Origin of the sequence: Pseudomonas sp. NFACC13-1, assembly GCF_900104425.1 — a bacterium.
Taxonomy (GTDB): domain Bacteria; phylum Pseudomonadota; class Gammaproteobacteria; order Pseudomonadales; family Pseudomonadaceae; genus Aquipseudomonas; species Aquipseudomonas fluorescens_AA.
Genome location: NZ_FMXV01000050.1, coordinates 1 through 16,186, shown reverse-complemented (window position 1 = coordinate 16,186; position 16,186 = coordinate 1). Strand labels below are relative to the sequence as shown.

Below are 16,186 nucleotides of genomic sequence, written 5' to 3'. Positions count from 1 at the left end.
GTCTGCGCGACACTCAGAAAACTACCTGCACCGGCGTTGAAATGTTCCGCAAGCTGCTCGACGAAGGTCGTGCTGGCGAGAACTGCGGCGTACTGCTGCGCGGCACCAAGCGTGACGACGTTGAGCGTGGCCAGGTTCTGGTCAAGCCAGGCACCGTCAAGCCGCACACCAAGTTCACCGCGGAAGTTTACGTTCTGAGCAAGGAAGAAGGCGGCCGTCACACTCCGTTCTTCAAAGGCTATCGTCCACAGTTCTACTTCCGTACAACTGACGTGACTGGTAACTGCGAGCTGCCAGAAGGCGTTGAAATGGTAATGCCAGGTGACAACATTCAGATGACTGTTACCCTGATCAAGACCATCGCGATGGAAGACGGCCTGCGTTTCGCTATCCGTGAGGGCGGTCGTACCGTCGGCGCTGGTGTCGTGGCTAAAGTCATCGAGTAAACAGTTGTAATGTCTTTTTCGGGCCGGCATAATGGTCGGCCTGATTTTGTTTTAGGTCAGTAGCTCAATTGGCAGAGCGACGGTCTCCAAAACCGTAGGTTGGGGGTTCGATTCCCTCCTGACCTGCCAGATTCACTCAGTGTGTCTGGCTTTCTTTTCACAGGATCTTCATAGATGACTCCTAAAGCTGAAGCTCAAGGCTCTCGCTTCGATCTGCTCAAGTGGCTAGTAGTAGTCGCTTTGGTGGTTATTGGCGTTGTTGGCAATCAGTATTATTCTGCTTCGCCGATCCTGTACCGTGTACTTGCATTGCTCGCCATTGCTGCTGTTGCTGCCTTTGTAGGCTTGCAGACGGCCAAGGGCAAGTCTTTCTTTGTACTCGCTAAGGAAGCTCGCACCGAGATTCGTAAAGTCGTATGGCCGACTCGCCAAGAAACCACGCAGACCACGTTGATCGTTGTGGCTGTTGTTCTGGTAATGGCGTTGCTGTTGTGGGGGCTCGACTCCCTGCTCGGCTGGCTTGTTTCCTTGATTGTTGGCTAAGGGTGTCCCGTGGCTAAGCGTTGGTACGTTGTGCATGCTTACTCGGGTTACGAGAAGCATGTCATGCGCTCGCTGATAGAGCGCGTAAAGCTGGCTGGCATGGAAGATGGCTTTGGCGAGATTCTGGTCCCCACTGAAGAAGTGGTTGAGATGCGTAATGGCCAGAAGCGCAAAAGTGAACGCAAGTTCTTTCCGGGTTACGTGCTGGTACAGATGGATATGAACGAAGGGACTTGGCACTTGGTCAAGGATACCCCTCGGGTGATGGGTTTCATCGGCGGTACCGCCGACAAGCCTGCGCCGATCACGGATAAAGAGGCAGAAGCGATTCTGCGTCGCGTCGCTGATGGTAGCGACAAGCCGAAGCCGAAGACGTTGTTTGAGCCAGGTGAGGTTGTACGCGTCACCGACGGGCCATTCGCTGATTTCAATGGCACGGTTGAAGAAGTTAACTACGAAAAGAGCCGGATCCAAGTGGCAGTGCTCATTTTCGGTCGCTCTACTCCGGTAGAGCTAGAGTTCAGTCAGGTCGAAAAGGTCTGATTGAGCAGGCATCCCAACCCCGCAGCCCAAGGCTGTGGGGTTTTGTCGTCACTGGGATAAACGCGCAAGTCACCGGGGAGCCTTTCGAGGCGTTAGAACCCGTAATTGGAGTGCCTCATGGCCAAGAAAATTACCGCTTACATCAAGCTGCAAGTGAAGGCCGCTCAGGCTAACCCAAGCCCACCTGTTGGTCCTGCACTGGGTCAGCACGGCGTGAACATCATGGAATTCTGCAAGGCCTTCAACGCCCGTACTCAGGGTCTTGAGCCAGGTCTGCCGACTCCAGTGATCATCACTGTCTACAGCGACCGTAGCTTCACCTTCGAAACAAAAAGCACCCCAGCTTCGGTTCTGCTGAAGAAGGCTGCAGGTTTGACCAGCGGTTCCGCTCGTCCAAACACCGTTAAGGTTGGCACCGTTACCCGTGCTCAGCTGGAAGAAATCGCGAAAACCAAAAACGCGGATTTGACTGCAGCTGATATGGATGCAGCCGTGCGTACTATCGCCGGTTCTGCTCGTAGCATGGGCCTTAACGTGGAGGGTGTGTAATGGCTAAGCTGACCAAGCGTCAAAAGGCTATCGCCGGCAAGATCGAAGCAGGCAAGGCCTACAACTTTGTAGACGCCGCCGCTCTGCTGTCCGAGCTGTCGACTGTCAAGTTCAGCGAGTCGTTCGACGTTGCTGTAAACCTGGGCGTTGACCCACGTAAATCCGACCAGGTCGTTCGTAGCGCTACCGTGCTGCCACACGGCACTGGCAAGACCGTTCGTGTAGCTGTCTTCACCCAGGGCCCAGCAGCTGAAGCTGCTCTGGCTGCTGGTGCTGATCGCGTCGGCATGGACGATCTGGCTGCCGAAATGAAAGGTGGCGACCTGAACTATGACGTAGTGATCGCATCTCCAGATGCCATGCGCGTTGTAGGTCAGCTGGGTCAGATCCTCGGTCCACGTGGTCTGATGCCTAACCCTAAAGTCGGCACCGTAACGCCAGACGTAGCCACCGCGGTTAAAAACGCCAAGGCTGGTCAGGTTCGTTATCGCACCGACAAAAACGGCATCATCCACACTTCCGTTGGCAAGATCGGCTTCGACGCCGTCAAGCTGAAGGAAAACGTTGAAGCCCTGATCGCTGATCTGAAGCGTATCAAGCCAGCTTCTTCGAAAGGTATCTACGTCAAGCGCGTTACCCTGAGCACCACTATGGGCCCAGGTCTGGTCATCGACCAGAGCTCGCTCGACGCGTAAGACTCAAGGTTGGCGCGAGCGATCGCGCCAGTCGAAAAATTGGGGTCCCTGCCTGGCGGGGGCTGTCCAAGACCGTAGGCGACGCAAGTCTTAAACCACAAGCCTACGCAGATGGTGCTCCCGGTTCCTTACCGAATCAGACACCAAAACGACATTCGGTTTCGACCGAATGAAACGGTAACAAGCAGGAGTTAAACCCGTGGCAATTAAACTCGAAGACAAGAAGGCCATCGTCGCTGAAGTCAACGAGGCTGCCAAAGCTGCTCTGTCCGCTGTCGTGGCTGATGCCCGTGGCGTAACAGTAGGCGCTATGACCGGACTCCGTAAAGAGGCTCGTGAAGCTGGCGTTTACGTACGTGTTGTACGTAACACCCTGCTCAAGCGCGCTGTTGCTGACACTGAGTACAGTGTCCTCAACGACGTGTTCACCGGCCCGACCTTGATCGCGTTCTCCACCCAACATCCTGGCGCTGCTGCCCGTTTGTTCAAGGAATTCGCCAAAGGTCAGGACAAGTTCGAGATTAAGGCAGCTGCGTTCGAGGGCAAGTTCCTCGCAGCTAACCAGATCGACGTACTGGCAACTCTGCCGACCCGTGACGAAGCAATTTCCCAGCTGATGAGCGTGATTCAAGGCGCAACCAGCAAATTGGCTCGTACTCTGGCGGCACTGCGCGACCAGAAAGAAGCTGCCGCAGCCTAAGGCTCGACACTCCTTTTCGCGTTTTTTGTTTATTTCGATGGTCGCGTAGGCCGTCCCCCAATCCAGGAATTTAGAGTCATGTCTATCTCTCAAAACGATATCCTCGAAGCCGTTGGCAACATGTCCGTAATGGAAGTTGTTGAGCTGATCAAAGCTTTCGAAGAAAAATTCGGTGTTACCGCTGCTGCTGCTTCCGCTGGTCCAGCTGCTGCTGTTGCCGTTGCTGAAGAGCAAACCGAATTCAACGTCATGCTGACCGAAGCTGGCGAGAAGAAAGTAAACGTGATCAAGGCAGTACGTGAACTGACCGGTCTGGGCCTGAAAGAAGCCAAGGCTGTAGTTGACGGCGCTCCTGCCATGGTTCTGGAAGCTGTTGCCAAAGACGCAGCTGACAAAGCCAAGGCCACTCTGGAAGAAGCAGGCGCTAAAGTCGAGCTGAAGTAAGCATCGACTTTGCGTCTCCAGCCCGAGCGTTAAGCGACAGGCTGATGGCTGGTGGCTCTTGCCACCGGCCTTTTTCCGTTATTGGCAGCCGACTGGGTCGGTGTCGATAGCGCGCTGTAACCACCCGATGTGGTGGCGCAAACCATGGGGTTTGCACGATTTTCTGGCTGCTCCCGTCGGGAGGGGCCAAACAAGCAGGTGACCAAGCTGGGGAACGCTGATGGCTTACTCATATACTGAGAAAAAACGTATCCGCAAGGACTTTAGCAAGTTGCCGGACGTCATGGATGTGCCGTACCTCCTGGCCATCCAGCTGGATTCGTATCGTGAATTCTTGCAAGCGGGAGCGACTAAAGATCAGTTCCGCGACGTGGGCCTGCATGCGGCCTTCAAATCCGTTTTCCCGATCATCAGCTACTCCGGCAATGCTGCGCTGGAGTACGTCGGTTATCGCCTGGGCGAACCGGCATTTGATGTCAAAGAATGCGTATTGCGCGGTGTTACTTACGCCGTACCTTTGCGGGTAAAAGTGCGCCTGATCATTTTCGACAAAGAATCGTCGAACAAAGCGATCAAGGACATCAAAGAGCAAGAAGTCTACATGGGTGAAATCCCCCTGATGACTGAAAACGGTACCTTCGTAATCAACGGTACCGAGCGTGTAATTGTTTCCCAGCTGCACCGTTCCCCGGGCGTGTTCTTCGACCACGACCGTGGCAAGACGCACAGCTCCGGCAAACTGCTTTACTCCGCGCGCATCATTCCTTACCGCGGTTCGTGGCTGGACTTCGAGTTCGACCCGAAAGACTGCGTATTCGTGCGTATCGACCGTCGTCGCAAGCTGCCTGCATCGGTACTGCTGCGCGCGCTCGGCTATACCACCGAGGAAGTGCTGGACGCGTTCTACACCACCAACGTCTTCCATGTGCAAGGTGAAAACCTCAGCCTGGAACTGGTGCCTCAGCGCCTGCGCGGTGAAATCGCTGTCCTCGATATCCAGGATGACAAAGGCAAGGTTATTGTCGAGCAGGGTCGTCGTATCACCGCTCGCCACATCAACCAGCTGGAAAAAGCCGGGATCAAAGAGCTGCAGGTGCCGATCGACTACGTCCTGGGTCGCACCACGGCCAAGGTCATCGTGCATCCGGCCACCGGCGAAATCATTGCAGAGTGCAATACCGAACTGACCACTGAGATCCTGGCGAAAATCGCCAAGGCCCAGGTCGTTCGTATCGAAACCCTGTACACCAACGACATCGACTGCGGTCCGTTCATCTCCGACACGCTGAAGATCGACTCCACCGGCAACCAACTGGAAGCCCTGGTCGAGATCTATCGCATGATGCGTCCTGGCGAGCCGCCAACCAAGGATGCGGCCGAGACCCTGTTCAACAACCTGTTCTTCAGCCCTGAGCGCTATGACCTGTCTGCGGTCGGCCGGATGAAGTTCAACCGTCGTATCGGTCGTACCGAGATCGAAGGTTCGGGCGTGCTGAACAAGGACGACATCGTTGCGGTCCTCAAGACCCTGGTCGACATCCGTAACGGCAAAGGCATCGTCGATGACATCGACCACCTGGGTAACCGTCGTGTTCGCTGTGTAGGCGAGATGGCCGAGAACCAGTTCCGTGTTGGCCTGGTGCGTGTAGAGCGTGCGGTCAAGGAACGTCTGTCGATGGCTGAAAGCGAAGGCCTGATGCCGCAAGACCTGATCAACGCCAAGCCTGTTGCTGCGGCGGTGAAGGAGTTCTTCGGTTCGAGCCAGCTGTCCCAGTTCATGGACCAGAACAACCCGCTGTCCGAGATCACCCACAAGCGTCGTGTCTCCGCACTCGGCCCGGGCGGTCTGACCCGTGAGCGTGCAGGCTTCGAAGTTCGTGACGTACACCCGACTCACTACGGTCGTGTCTGCCCGATCGAGACGCCGGAAGGTCCGAACATCGGTCTGATCAACTCCCTGGCGGCCTATGCGCGCACCAACCAGTACGGCTTCCTCGAGAGCCCGTACCGCGTGGTGAAAGACGCCCTGGTTACCGACGAGATCGTGTTCCTGTCCGCCATCGAAGAAGCCGATCACGTGATCGCCCAGGCTTCGGCCACGATGAACGACAAGAAGGTCCTGGTCGACGAGCTGGTAGCTGTTCGTCACCTGAACGAGTTCACCGTCAAGGCGCCGGAAGACGTCACCTTGATGGACGTCTCGCCGAAGCAGGTAGTGTCGGTCGCAGCGTCGCTGATCCCGTTCCTCGAGCACGACGACGCCAACCGTGCGTTGATGGGTTCGAACATGCAGCGTCAAGCTGTACCCACCCTGCGTGCCGACAAGCCGCTGGTCGGTACCGGCATGGAGCGTAACGTTGCCCGTGACTCCGGCGTTTGCGTCGTGGCGCGTCGTGGTGGCGTGATCGATTCCGTCGACGCCAGCCGTATCGTGGTTCGTGTTGCCGATGACGAAGTTGAAACTGGTGAAGCCGGTGTCGACATCTACAACCTGACCAAATACACCCGCTCCAACCAGAACACCTGCATCAACCAGCGTCCGCTGGTAAGCAAGGGTGATCGGGTTCAGCGCAGCGACATCATGGCCGACGGTCCGTCCACCGATATGGGTGAACTGGCGTTGGGTCAGAACATGCGCATCGCGTTCATGGCATGGAACGGCTTCAACTTCGAAGACTCCATCTGCCTGTCCGAGCGTGTGGTTCAGGAAGACCGCTTCACCACGATCCACATCCAGGAACTGACCTGTGTGGCCCGTGACACCAAGCTTGGCCCAGAGGAAATCACAGCGGACATCCCGAACGTGGGTGAAGCCGCACTGAACAAGCTGGACGAAGCCGGTATCGTTTATGTAGGTGCCGAAGTCGGCGCAGGCGACATCCTGGTGGGCAAGGTCACTCCGAAAGGCGAGACCCAGCTGACGCCGGAAGAAAAACTGCTGCGTGCCATCTTCGGTGAAAAAGCCAGCGACGTTAAAGACACCTCCCTGCGCGTGCCTACCGGCACCAAAGGTACCGTCATCGACGTACAGGTCTTCACTCGCGACGGCGTTGAGCGTGATGCTCGTGCACTGTCCATCGAGAAGACTCAGCTCGACGAGATCCGCAAGGACCTGAACGAAGAGTTCCGGATCGTCGAAGGCGCAACTTTCGAGCGTCTGCGTTCCGCCCTGGTCGGCCACAAAGCCGAAGGCGGCGCGGGCCTGAAGAAAGGTCAGGAAATCACCGACGAAGTCCTCGACAGTCTTGAGCATGGCCAGTGGTTCAAACTGCGCATGGCTGAAGATGCTCTGAACGAGCAGCTCGAGAAGGCCCAGGCCTATATCGTTGATCGCCGCCGTCTGCTGGACGACAAGTTCGAAGACAAGAAGCGCAAGCTGCAGCAAGGCGATGACCTGGCTCCAGGCGTGCTGAAAATCGTCAAGGTTTACCTGGCAATCCGTCGTCGCATCCAACCGGGCGACAAGATGGCCGGTCGTCACGGTAACAAGGGTGTGGTCTCCGTGATCATGCCGGTTGAAGACATGCCGCACGATGCCAATGGCACCCCGGTCGATGTGGTCCTCAACCCGTTGGGCGTACCTTCGCGTATGAACGTCGGTCAGATCCTTGAAACCCACCTGGGCCTCGCGGCCAAGGGCTTGGGCGAGAAGATCAACCGGATGATCGAAGAGCAGCGCAAGGTCGCGGACCTGCGTAAGTTCCTGCACGAGATCTACAACGAGATCGGCGGACGCAACGAAGAGCTGGACACCTTCTCCGACCAGGAAATTCTGGATCTGGCGAAGAACCTGCGCGGCGGCGTTCCAATGGCTACTCCGGTGTTCGACGGTGCCAAGGAAAGCGAAATCAAGGCCATGCTGAAACTGGCAGACCTGCCGGAAAGCGGCCAGATGCAGCTGTTCGACGGCCGTACCGGCAACAAGTTCGAGCGCCCGGTTACCGTTGGCTACATGTACATGCTGAAGCTGAACCACTTGGTAGACGACAAGATGCACGCTCGTTCTACCGGTTCTTACAGCCTGGTTACCCAGCAGCCGCTGGGTGGTAAGGCGCAGTTCGGTGGTCAGCGTTTCGGGGAGATGGAGGTCTGGGCACTGGAAGCGTACGGTGCTGCATACACTCTGCAAGAAATGCTCACAGTGAAGTCGGACGATGTGAACGGCCGGACCAAGATGTACAAAAACATCGTGGACGGCGATCACCGTATGGAGCCGGGCATGCCCGAGTCTTTCAACGTGTTGATCAAGGAAATTCGTTCCCTCGGCATCGATATCGATCTGGAAACCGAATAACACGTGACGCGAATCGAGAGCGGGGCTGTTTTGCCCGCTCTCTGCTCCGCCAGGAGGAAAGGCCTTGAAAGACCTACTGAATTTGCTGAAAAACCAGGGTCAAGTCGAAGAGTTCGACGCCATCCGTATTGGATTGGCCTCGCCTGAGATGATCCGTTCGTGGTCGTTCGGTGAAGTAAAAAAGCCGGAAACCATCAACTACCGTACGTTCAAACCCGAGCGTGACGGCCTGTTCTGCGCCAAGATCTTTGGCCCGGTAAAGGATTACGAGTGCCTGTGCGGTAAGTACAAGCGCTTGAAGCACCGTGGTGTGATCTGCGAGAAGTGCGGCGTTGAAGTCGCGCTGGCAAAAGTTCGTCGTGAGCGCATGGCCCACATCGAACTGGCCTCGCCAGTTGCCCACATCTGGTTCCTGAAATCGCTGCCGTCCCGTATCGGCCTGCTGATGGACATGACCCTGCGTGATATCGAACGCGTTCTCTACTTCGAGAGCTATGTCGTTATCGATCCGGGCATGACCACCCTTGAGAAAGGTCAGCTGCTGAACGACGAGCAGTACTTCGAAGCGCTGGAAGAGTTCGGTGACGATTTTGATGCCCGCATGGGTGCCGAAGCTGTCCGCGAACTGCTGCACGCTATCGACCTGGAGCACGAGATTGGCCGCCTGCGTGAAGAAATTCCGCAAACCAACTCCGAAACCAAGATCAAGAAACTGTCCAAGCGTCTGAAGTTGATGGAAGCCTTCCAGGGTTCCGGCAACCTGCCAGAGTGGATGGTGCTGACCGTTCTGCCGGTACTGCCGCCAGACCTGCGTCCACTGGTTCCCCTCGATGGCGGTCGCTTCGCGACTTCCGACCTCAACGATCTGTATCGTCGAGTGATCAACCGTAACAACCGCTTGAAGCGCCTGCTCGACCTGTCCGCTCCGGACATCATCGTGCGCAACGAAAAGCGTATGTTGCAGGAAGCGGTCGACGCATTGCTCGACAACGGTCGTCGTGGCCGCGCTATCACCGGTTCCAACAAGCGTCCTCTGAAGTCCCTGGCTGACATGATCAAGGGTAAGCAGGGCCGTTTCCGTCAGAACTTGCTCGGTAAGCGTGTCGACTACTCCGGTCGTTCGGTTATTACCGTAGGCCCGACCCTGCGTCTGCACCAGTGCGGTCTGCCCAAGAAGATGGCCCTGGAGCTGTTCAAGCCGTTCATTTTCGGCAAGCTGGAAATGCGTGGTCTCGCTACCACCATCAAGGCGGCCAAGAAGATGGTCGAGCGCGAGCTGCCAGAGGTCTGGGACGTTCTCGCCGAAGTGATTCGCGAACACCCAGTGCTGCTCAACCGTGCACCGACCCTTCACCGTCTGGGTATCCAGGCGTTTGAACCGGTACTGATCGAAGGTAAGGCTATCCAGCTGCACCCGCTGGTCTGTGCTGCGTACAACGCCGACTTCGACGGCGACCAAATGGCCGTGCACGTGCCGCTGACGCTGGAAGCCCAGCTCGAAGCGCGCGCGTTGATGATGTCGACCAACAACATCCTGTCGCCAGCCAACGGTGAGCCAATCATCGTTCCGTCGCAGGACGTTGTATTGGGTCTGTACTACATGACTCGTGAAGCGATCAACGCCAAGGGCGAAGGTCGTGTGTTCGCGGATCTGCAGGAAGTTGACCGTGTGTTCCGTGCTGGCGAAGCCGCACTGCATGCCAAGGTCAAAGTGCGGATCAACGAGACCGTGAACGATCGTGATGGCGGCAGCGTGACCAACACCCGTATCGTCGACACCACCGTCGGCCGTGCGCTGTTGTTCCAGGTTGTGCCAAAAGGCCTGTCCTTCGACGTCGTCAACCTGCCGATGAAGAAAAAGGCGATCTCCAAGCTGATCAACCAGTGCTACCGCGTGGTGGGTCTGAAAGAGACCGTGATCTTCGCTGACCAGTTGATGTACACCGGTTTTGCCTATTCGACCATTTCCGGCGTTTCCATCGGCGTTAACGACTTCGTTATCCCGGATGAAAAAGCCCGCATCATCGGTGCTGCCACCGAAGAAGTGAAAGAGATCGAAAGCCAGTACGCCTCCGGCCTGGTAACCCAGGGCGAGAAGTACAACAAGGTGATCGACCTCTGGTCCAAGGCGAACGACGAAGTCTCCAAGGCGATGATGGCCAACCTCTCGAAAGAGAAAGTCATCGACCGTCATGGCAACGAAGTCGACCAGGAATCGTTCAACTCGATGTACATGATGGCCGACTCGGGCGCACGGGGTTCTGCTGCGCAGATCCGTCAGCTCGCTGGTATGCGTGGCCTGATGGCCAAGCCGGACGGCTCCATCATCGAGACCCCGATTACCGCGAACTTCCGTGAAGGCTTGAGCGTACTCCAGTACTTCATCTCCACTCACGGTGCTCGTAAGGGTCTTGCGGATACTGCGTTGAAAACGGCGAACTCCGGTTACCTGACTCGTCGTCTGGTAGACGTTGCCCAGGATCTGGTCGTGACCGAGATCGATTGCGGCACCGAACATGGCCTGGTCATGACGCCGCACATTGAAGGCGGTGACGTTGTAGAGCCGTTGGGTGAACGCGTATTGGGTCGTGTCATCGCCCGTGACGTATTCAAGCCGGGTACCGAGGACGTGATCGTTCCTGCCGGCACCCTGGTTGACGAGAAGTGGGTCGAGTTCATCGAACTCAACAGCATCGACGAAGTGATCGTACGTTCGCCGATCAGCTGCGAAACCCGCTATGGCATCTGCGCCAAGTGCTACGGTCGCGACCTGGCACGTGGTCACCAGGTGAACATCGGTGAAGCGGTCGGCGTTATCGCTGCCCAGTCCATCGGTGAGCCGGGTACCCAGCTGACGATGCGTACGTTCCACATCGGTGGTGCGGCAAGCCGGACCTCCGCTGCCGACAGCGTCCAGGTGAAGAATGGCGGTACTGTCCGTCTGCACAACCTCAAGCACGTAGAGCGCGTTGACGGTCACCTGGTGGCTGTGTCGCGTTCCGGTGAGCTGGCCATCGCTGACGACTTCGGTCGCGAGCGCGAGCGCTACAAGCTGCCGTACGGTGCTGTGATTTCGGTCAAGGAAGGTGACAAGGTCGACGCTGGCGCCATCGTGGCCAAGTGGGACCCGCACACCCACCCGATCGTGACCGAGATGAAAGGTACCGTGACCTACGTGGGCATGGAAGAAGGCATCACGATCAAGCGTCAGACCGACGAATTGACCGGTATGACCAACATTGAAGTACTCGACGCGAAAGATCGTCCAGCTGCCGGCAAGGACATCCGTCCGGCCGTGAAGATGGTCGACGACAACGGCAAGGATCTGTTGCTGCCAGGCACTGACGTAATCGCTCAGTACTTCCTGCCGGCCAACGCCCTGGTCGGCGTTGCGGACGGTGCGCGGATCGCGATCGGTGATGTTATCGCCCGTATCCCGCAGGAAACTTCGAAAACCCGCGACATCACCGGTGGTCTGCCGCGTGTTGCCGACTTGTTCGAAGCCCGTCGTCCGAAAGAAGCCTCGATTCTGGCTGAAGTCAGCGGCACCATCGCGTTCGGTAAAGAGACCAAGGGCAAGCGCCGCCTGGTCATTACACCGAACGACGGTAGCGATCCGTACGAAGAGCTGATTCCGAAGTGGCGTCACCTGAACGTCTTCGAAGGCGAACAGGTAAACCGCGGCGAAGTTATCTCGGACGGCCCGAGCGATCCACACGACATCCTGCGTCTGCTGGGTGTGAGTGCGCTGGCCAAGTACATCGTGAACGAGATCCAGGACGTTTACCGTCTGCAAGGCGTGAAGATCAACGACAAGCACATCGAAACCATCCTGCGTCAGATGCTGCGTAAGGTCGAAATCGCTGAATCCGGCGACTCGAGTTTCATCAAGGGCGACCAGATGGAACTGACTCACGTACTGGTGGAAAACGAGCGCCTGGCGACCGAAGACAAGTTTGTCTCCAAGTTCACTCGCGTGCTGCTGGGTATCACCAAGGCGTCGTTGTCCACCGAATCGTTCATCTCGGCGGCTTCCTTCCAGGAAACCACCCGTGTACTGACCGAAGCGGCGGTAACCGGCAAGCGCGATTACCTGCGCGGCCTGAAAGAAAACGTGGTCGTGGGTCGTCTGATCCCGGCCGGTACCGGTTTGGCCTATCACAGCGAGCGCAAGCGTCGCCGTGATGCCGACAAGCCGTTGCGCGTAAGCGCCAGTGAAGTGGAAGCTGCACTGACCGAAGCACTGAACTCGAGTGGTAACTGAGTTCTGCGGTAATTGAGTGCCTGGCCCTGGTCGCCCCGTTCGGCGGATCGAGACAAATTGTCGAGATCCGGCGGGCGGGGAGGTCGGGGCCTTGCCTTGACTGGGGACAAGATCCTCTTTAGACTCTTGATCCCCTAAATTTGGCGGGAATTCGTTCCTGCCATTTTGCTTTTCTTGTAAGACAATAGCGTCGCAAGACAACAGTGGAGCTAGTAGATGGCAACTATCAACCAGCTGGTACGTCAGCCGCGTAAGCGTATCGTCGAGAAATCCGACGTGCCTGCGCTGCAGAACTGCCCGCAACGTCGTGGCGTATGCACCCGTGTGTATACCACCACGCCGAAAAAACCTAACTCGGCACTGCGTAAAGTATGCCGTGTGCGTCTGACCAACGGTTTCGAGGTTTCCTCGTACATCGGCGGTGAAGGCCACAACCTGCAAGAACACAGCGTGGTCCTGATCCGCGGCGGTCGTGTAAAAGACTTGCCAGGTGTTCGTTACCACACCGTTCGCGGCTCTTTGGATACTTCCGGCGTTAAAGGTCGTAACCAAGGTCGTTCGAAGTACGGTACCAAGCGTCCGAAATAATCGGCCGTTTAGCAGTTTTTAATTTTATTGAGTCGATAAGAGTAAGGTCGGGCACGCATCCGCTGTCCCGGGCTAACCTGAAGACCGTTTGAGGGCTTATCAATGCCAAGACGTCGCGTAGCAGCCAAACGTGAGATTCTGGACGATCCGAAATACGGAAGCCAGATTCTCGCCAAGTTCATGAACCACGTAATGGAAAGCGGCAAGAAAGCCGTTGCCGAGCGTATCGTTTATGGCGCACTGGACAAAGTTAAGGAACGCAAGAACAGCGATCCCCTGGAAATCTTCGAGAAAGCTCTCGACGCCATCGCTCCGCTGGTCGAAGTGAAGTCGCGCCGTGTAGGCGGTGCTACTTACCAGGTTCCGGTCGAAGTTCGTCCGTCCCGTCGTAACGCCCTGGCAATGCGCTGGCTGGTAGACTTCGCCCGCAAGCGCGGCGAGAAGTCCATGGCTCTGCGTTTGGCTGGTGAACTGTTGGACGCTGCTGAAGGTAAAGGTGCTGCAGTTAAGAAGCGTGAAGACGTGCACCGTATGGCTGAAGCCAACAAGGCTTTCTCGCACTACCGCTTCTAATTTTAGCGTCACTCAATTTGCGAGGGCTTTATGGCTCGTACTACACCGATTAACCGCTACCGTAACATCGGTATCGTTGCTCACGTGGATGCTGGTAAAACCACCACCACCGAGCGCGTCCTTTTTTACACCGGCAAGAGTCACAAAATGGGCGAGGTGCATGACGGCGCCGCGACCACAGACTGGATGGTGCAGGAGCAGGAGCGTGGTATTACCATTACTTCTGCTGCTATCACCGCCTTCTGGAAAGGTTCCGAGAAGCAGTACCCGCACGAGCACCGCTTCAACGTTATCGATACCCCGGGCCACGTAGACTTCACCATCGAAGTTGAACGTTCCCTGCGTGTACTCGACGGCGCTGTCGTTGTGTTCTGTGGTACTTCGGGTGTTGAGCCTCAGTCGGAAACCGTATGGCGTCAGGCCAACAAATACGGCGTTCCACGTCTTGTTTACGTAAACAAGATGGACCGTGCTGGTGCCAACTTCCTGCGCGTGATCGCTCAGATCAAGCAGCGCCTGGGTCACACTCCAGTGCCGATCCAGCTGGCTATCGGTTCCGAAGACAACTTCCAGGGTCAGATCGATCTGATCAACATGCAAGCTGTCTACTGGAACGATTCCGACAAGGGCATGGTCCCTGTTCGCAAGGATATTCCTGCCGAACTGTTGGAAGAAGCCGAGCAATGGCGCAGCAATATGGTTGAGGCTGCGGCCGAAGCCAGCGAAGAGCTGATGAACAAGTACCTCGAAGGTGAAGAACTCACCAACGAGGAAATCAAGGCCGCTCTGCGTCAGCGTACTATCGCTGGTGAGATCGTTCTGGCTGTTTGCGGTTCTTCCTTCAAGAACAAGGGTGTTCCCCTGGTTCTCGACGCCGTTATCGACTTCCTGCCTGCTCCAACCGACATTCCTGCTATCAAGGGTTCCAACCCGGATAACGAGGAAGAGGAAATGGAGCGTCACGCAAGTGACGACGAGCCGTTCGCGGCTTTGGCGTTCAAGATCGCTACCGACCCATTCGTGGGTACCTTGACCTTTGTTCGGGTTTACTCGGGCGTGTTGGCCTCCGGCGACGGCGTGATCAACTCGGTAAAAGGCAAGAAAGAGCGTGTGGGTCGTATGGTGCAGATGCACGCAAACGCCCGTGAAGAAATCAAGGAAGTACGCGCTGGCGACATCGCGGCCTTGATCGGCATGAAGGACGTCACCACCGGTGAAACTTTGTGCAACGCTGACAAGCCAATCATCCTGGTTCGCATGGACTTCCCGGAGCCGGTTATTTCGGTTGCCGTTGAGCCTAAGACCAAGGACGACCAGGAAAAAATGGGTATCGCTCTGGGCAAGCTTGCTCAGGAAGACCCGTCTTTCCGCGTCAAGACTGATGAAGAGACTGGTCAAACGATCATCTCCGGCATGGGCGAGTTGCACCTGGACATCCTGGTTGACCGGATGCGCCGTGAGTTCAACGTCGAAGCCAACATCGGTAAGCCTCAGGTTTCCTATCGTGAGCGCATCACGAAGAGCTGTGAAATCGAAGGCAAGTTCGTTCGCCAGTCCGGCGGTCGTGGCCAGTTCGGTCACTGCTGGATCCGTTTTGCACCGGCTGACGAAGGTCAGGAAGGTCTGCAATTCCTGAACGAAGTCGTAGGTGGTGTGGTTCCTAAGGAATACATCCCGGCGATCCAGAAGGGTATCGAAGAGCAGATGAAGAACGGCGTTGTCGCCGGCTATCCGCTGATCGGCCTGAAGGCGACTGTGTTCGATGGTTCTTACCATGACGTCGACTCCAACGAGATGGCGTTTAAGGTGGCTGCCTCCATGGCAACCAAGCAGCTGGCCCAGAAGGGTGGTGGTGAGTTGCTTGAGCCGATCATGGCGGTGGAAGTCGTTACGCCTGAAGACTACATGGGTGATGTCATGGGCGACCTTAACCGTCGTCGTGGCATGATTCTGGGTATGGAAGATACGGTTTCCGGCAAAGTGATTCGTGCCGAGGTGCCGTTGGGCGAGATGTTCGGTTACGCAACCGACGTTCGTTCCATGTCTCAGGGTCGCGCAAGCTACTCTATGGAATTCAAAAAATACAATACAGCTCCGTCGCATATCGTCGAGACTGTTACCAAAAAGCAAGGCTGATTCAGCCCCTTTAAGCTAGGAGTTAATTGTCGTGGCTAAAGAAAAATTTGAACGGAACAAACCGCACGTCAACGTTGGCACCATCGGTCACGTTGACCACGGTAAAACCACGCTGACCGCTGCTCTGACCCGTGTCTGCTCCGAAGTTTTCGGTTCGGCCAAGGTTGACTTCGACAAGATCGACAGCGCCCCGGAAGAGAAAGCTCGCGGTATCACCATCAACACCGCTCACGTTGAATACGATTCGGCCGTGCGTCACTACGCACACGTTGACTGCCCAGGTCACGCCGACTACGTAAAAAACATGATCACCGGTGCTGCCCAGATGGACGGCGCGATCCTGGTTTGCTCGGCCGCTGATGGTCCGATGCCACAAACCCGTGAGCACATCCTGCTGTCCCGTCAGGTAGG

General features: G+C 56.6%; 13 protein-coding genes and 1 tRNA gene. All 14 read left to right on the top strand.

The genetic code is table 11. The annotated features are described in order from the left end of the window. The coding region (locus BLQ55_RS30540; protein ID WP_092259402.1) for an EF-Tu C-terminal domain-related protein at positions 1-446 on the top strand (446 nt) is incomplete at its 5' end. A 53-nt stretch (positions 447-499) separates the two neighbouring features. Beyond that, positions 500-575, top strand: a tRNA-Trp gene (locus tag BLQ55_RS30535). 45 nt (positions 576-620) lie between these two features. Then, on the top strand, positions 621-989 hold the full coding sequence (secE, locus tag BLQ55_RS30530) for a preprotein translocase subunit SecE (protein ID WP_003206102.1): 369 nt from the start codon (positions 621-623) through the stop codon (positions 987-989). A 9-nt stretch (positions 990-998) separates the two neighbouring features. Then, complete coding sequence (gene nusG / locus BLQ55_RS30525) at positions 999-1,532, top strand: transcription termination/antitermination protein NusG (RefSeq protein WP_010443972.1); 534 nt, start codon at positions 999-1,001, stop codon at positions 1,530-1,532. A gap of 117 nt (positions 1,533-1,649) precedes the next feature. After that, positions 1,650-2,081, top strand: coding sequence for a 50S ribosomal protein L11 (rplK, locus tag BLQ55_RS30520; protein WP_003176435.1), 432 nt, complete (start codon positions 1,650-1,652; stop codon positions 2,079-2,081). Continuing rightward, a complete protein-coding gene (gene rplA, locus BLQ55_RS30515) occupies positions 2,081-2,776 on the top strand; it encodes a 50S ribosomal protein L1 (RefSeq protein WP_092205577.1) in 696 nt (231 codons plus the stop codon). Before rplK ends, rplA begins: the two co-directional genes overlap by 1 nt. Positions 2,777-2,975: 199 nt before the next feature. Further along, positions 2,976-3,476, top strand: a complete 501-nt coding sequence (gene rplJ, locus BLQ55_RS30510; RefSeq protein WP_003206099.1) for a 50S ribosomal protein L10 — start codon at positions 2,976-2,978, stop codon at positions 3,474-3,476. Positions 3,477-3,554: 78 nt separating this feature from the next. Further along, positions 3,555-3,920 (top strand): 50S ribosomal protein L7/L12, encoded by a 366-nt coding sequence (gene rplL / locus BLQ55_RS30505; protein ID WP_092205576.1) that lies wholly within the window; start codon positions 3,555-3,557, stop codon positions 3,918-3,920. A 220-nt stretch (positions 3,921-4,140) separates the two neighbouring features. Further along, on the top strand, positions 4,141-8,214 hold the full coding sequence (rpoB, locus tag BLQ55_RS30500; protein WP_092259399.1) for a DNA-directed RNA polymerase subunit beta: 4,074 nt from the start codon (positions 4,141-4,143) through the stop codon (positions 8,212-8,214). Between the two features lie 64 nt (positions 8,215-8,278). Beyond that, positions 8,279-12,478 (top strand): DNA-directed RNA polymerase subunit beta', encoded by a 4,200-nt coding sequence (gene rpoC / locus BLQ55_RS30495; RefSeq protein ID WP_047230482.1) that lies wholly within the window; start codon positions 8,279-8,281, stop codon positions 12,476-12,478. A 216-nt stretch (positions 12,479-12,694) separates the two neighbouring features. Next, entirely contained in the window at positions 12,695-13,066 is a 372-nt protein-coding gene (gene rpsL / locus BLQ55_RS30490; RefSeq protein WP_003186084.1) for a 30S ribosomal protein S12, read from the top strand. A gap of 102 nt (positions 13,067-13,168) precedes the next feature. Next, positions 13,169-13,639 (top strand): 30S ribosomal protein S7, encoded by a 471-nt coding sequence (gene rpsG / locus BLQ55_RS30485; protein WP_003186074.1) that lies wholly within the window; start codon positions 13,169-13,171, stop codon positions 13,637-13,639. A gap of 30 nt (positions 13,640-13,669) precedes the next feature. Continuing rightward, the gene (gene fusA, locus BLQ55_RS30480; protein WP_060740393.1) at positions 13,670-15,775 is read left to right on the top strand and encodes an elongation factor G; all 2,106 of its coding nucleotides are present in this window, start codon (positions 13,670-13,672) and stop codon (positions 15,773-15,775) included. Between the two features lie 31 nt (positions 15,776-15,806). Further along, positions 15,807-16,186: GTP-binding protein (locus BLQ55_RS30475; RefSeq protein ID WP_176814271.1), on the top strand; the 380-nt coding region annotated here is incomplete at its 3' end.

Coding starts and splice junctions, on each gene's coding strand:
- fusA (WP_060740393.1), top strand. CDS start 13,670: ATGGCTCGTACTACACCGATTAACCGCTACCGTAACATCGGTATCGTT.
- rplL (WP_092205576.1), top strand. CDS start 3,555: ATGTCTATCTCTCAAAACGATATCCTCGAAGCCGTTGGCAACATGTCC.
- rplA (WP_092205577.1), top strand. CDS start 2,081: ATGGCTAAGCTGACCAAGCGTCAAAAGGCTATCGCCGGCAAGATCGAA.
- rpsL (WP_003186084.1), top strand. CDS start 12,695: ATGGCAACTATCAACCAGCTGGTACGTCAGCCGCGTAAGCGTATCGTC.
- rplK (WP_003176435.1), top strand. CDS start 1,650: ATGGCCAAGAAAATTACCGCTTACATCAAGCTGCAAGTGAAGGCCGCT.
- rpoB (WP_092259399.1), top strand. CDS start 4,141: ATGGCTTACTCATATACTGAGAAAAAACGTATCCGCAAGGACTTTAGC.
- rpsG (WP_003186074.1), top strand. CDS start 13,169: ATGCCAAGACGTCGCGTAGCAGCCAAACGTGAGATTCTGGACGATCCG.
- secE (WP_003206102.1), top strand. CDS start 621: ATGACTCCTAAAGCTGAAGCTCAAGGCTCTCGCTTCGATCTGCTCAAG.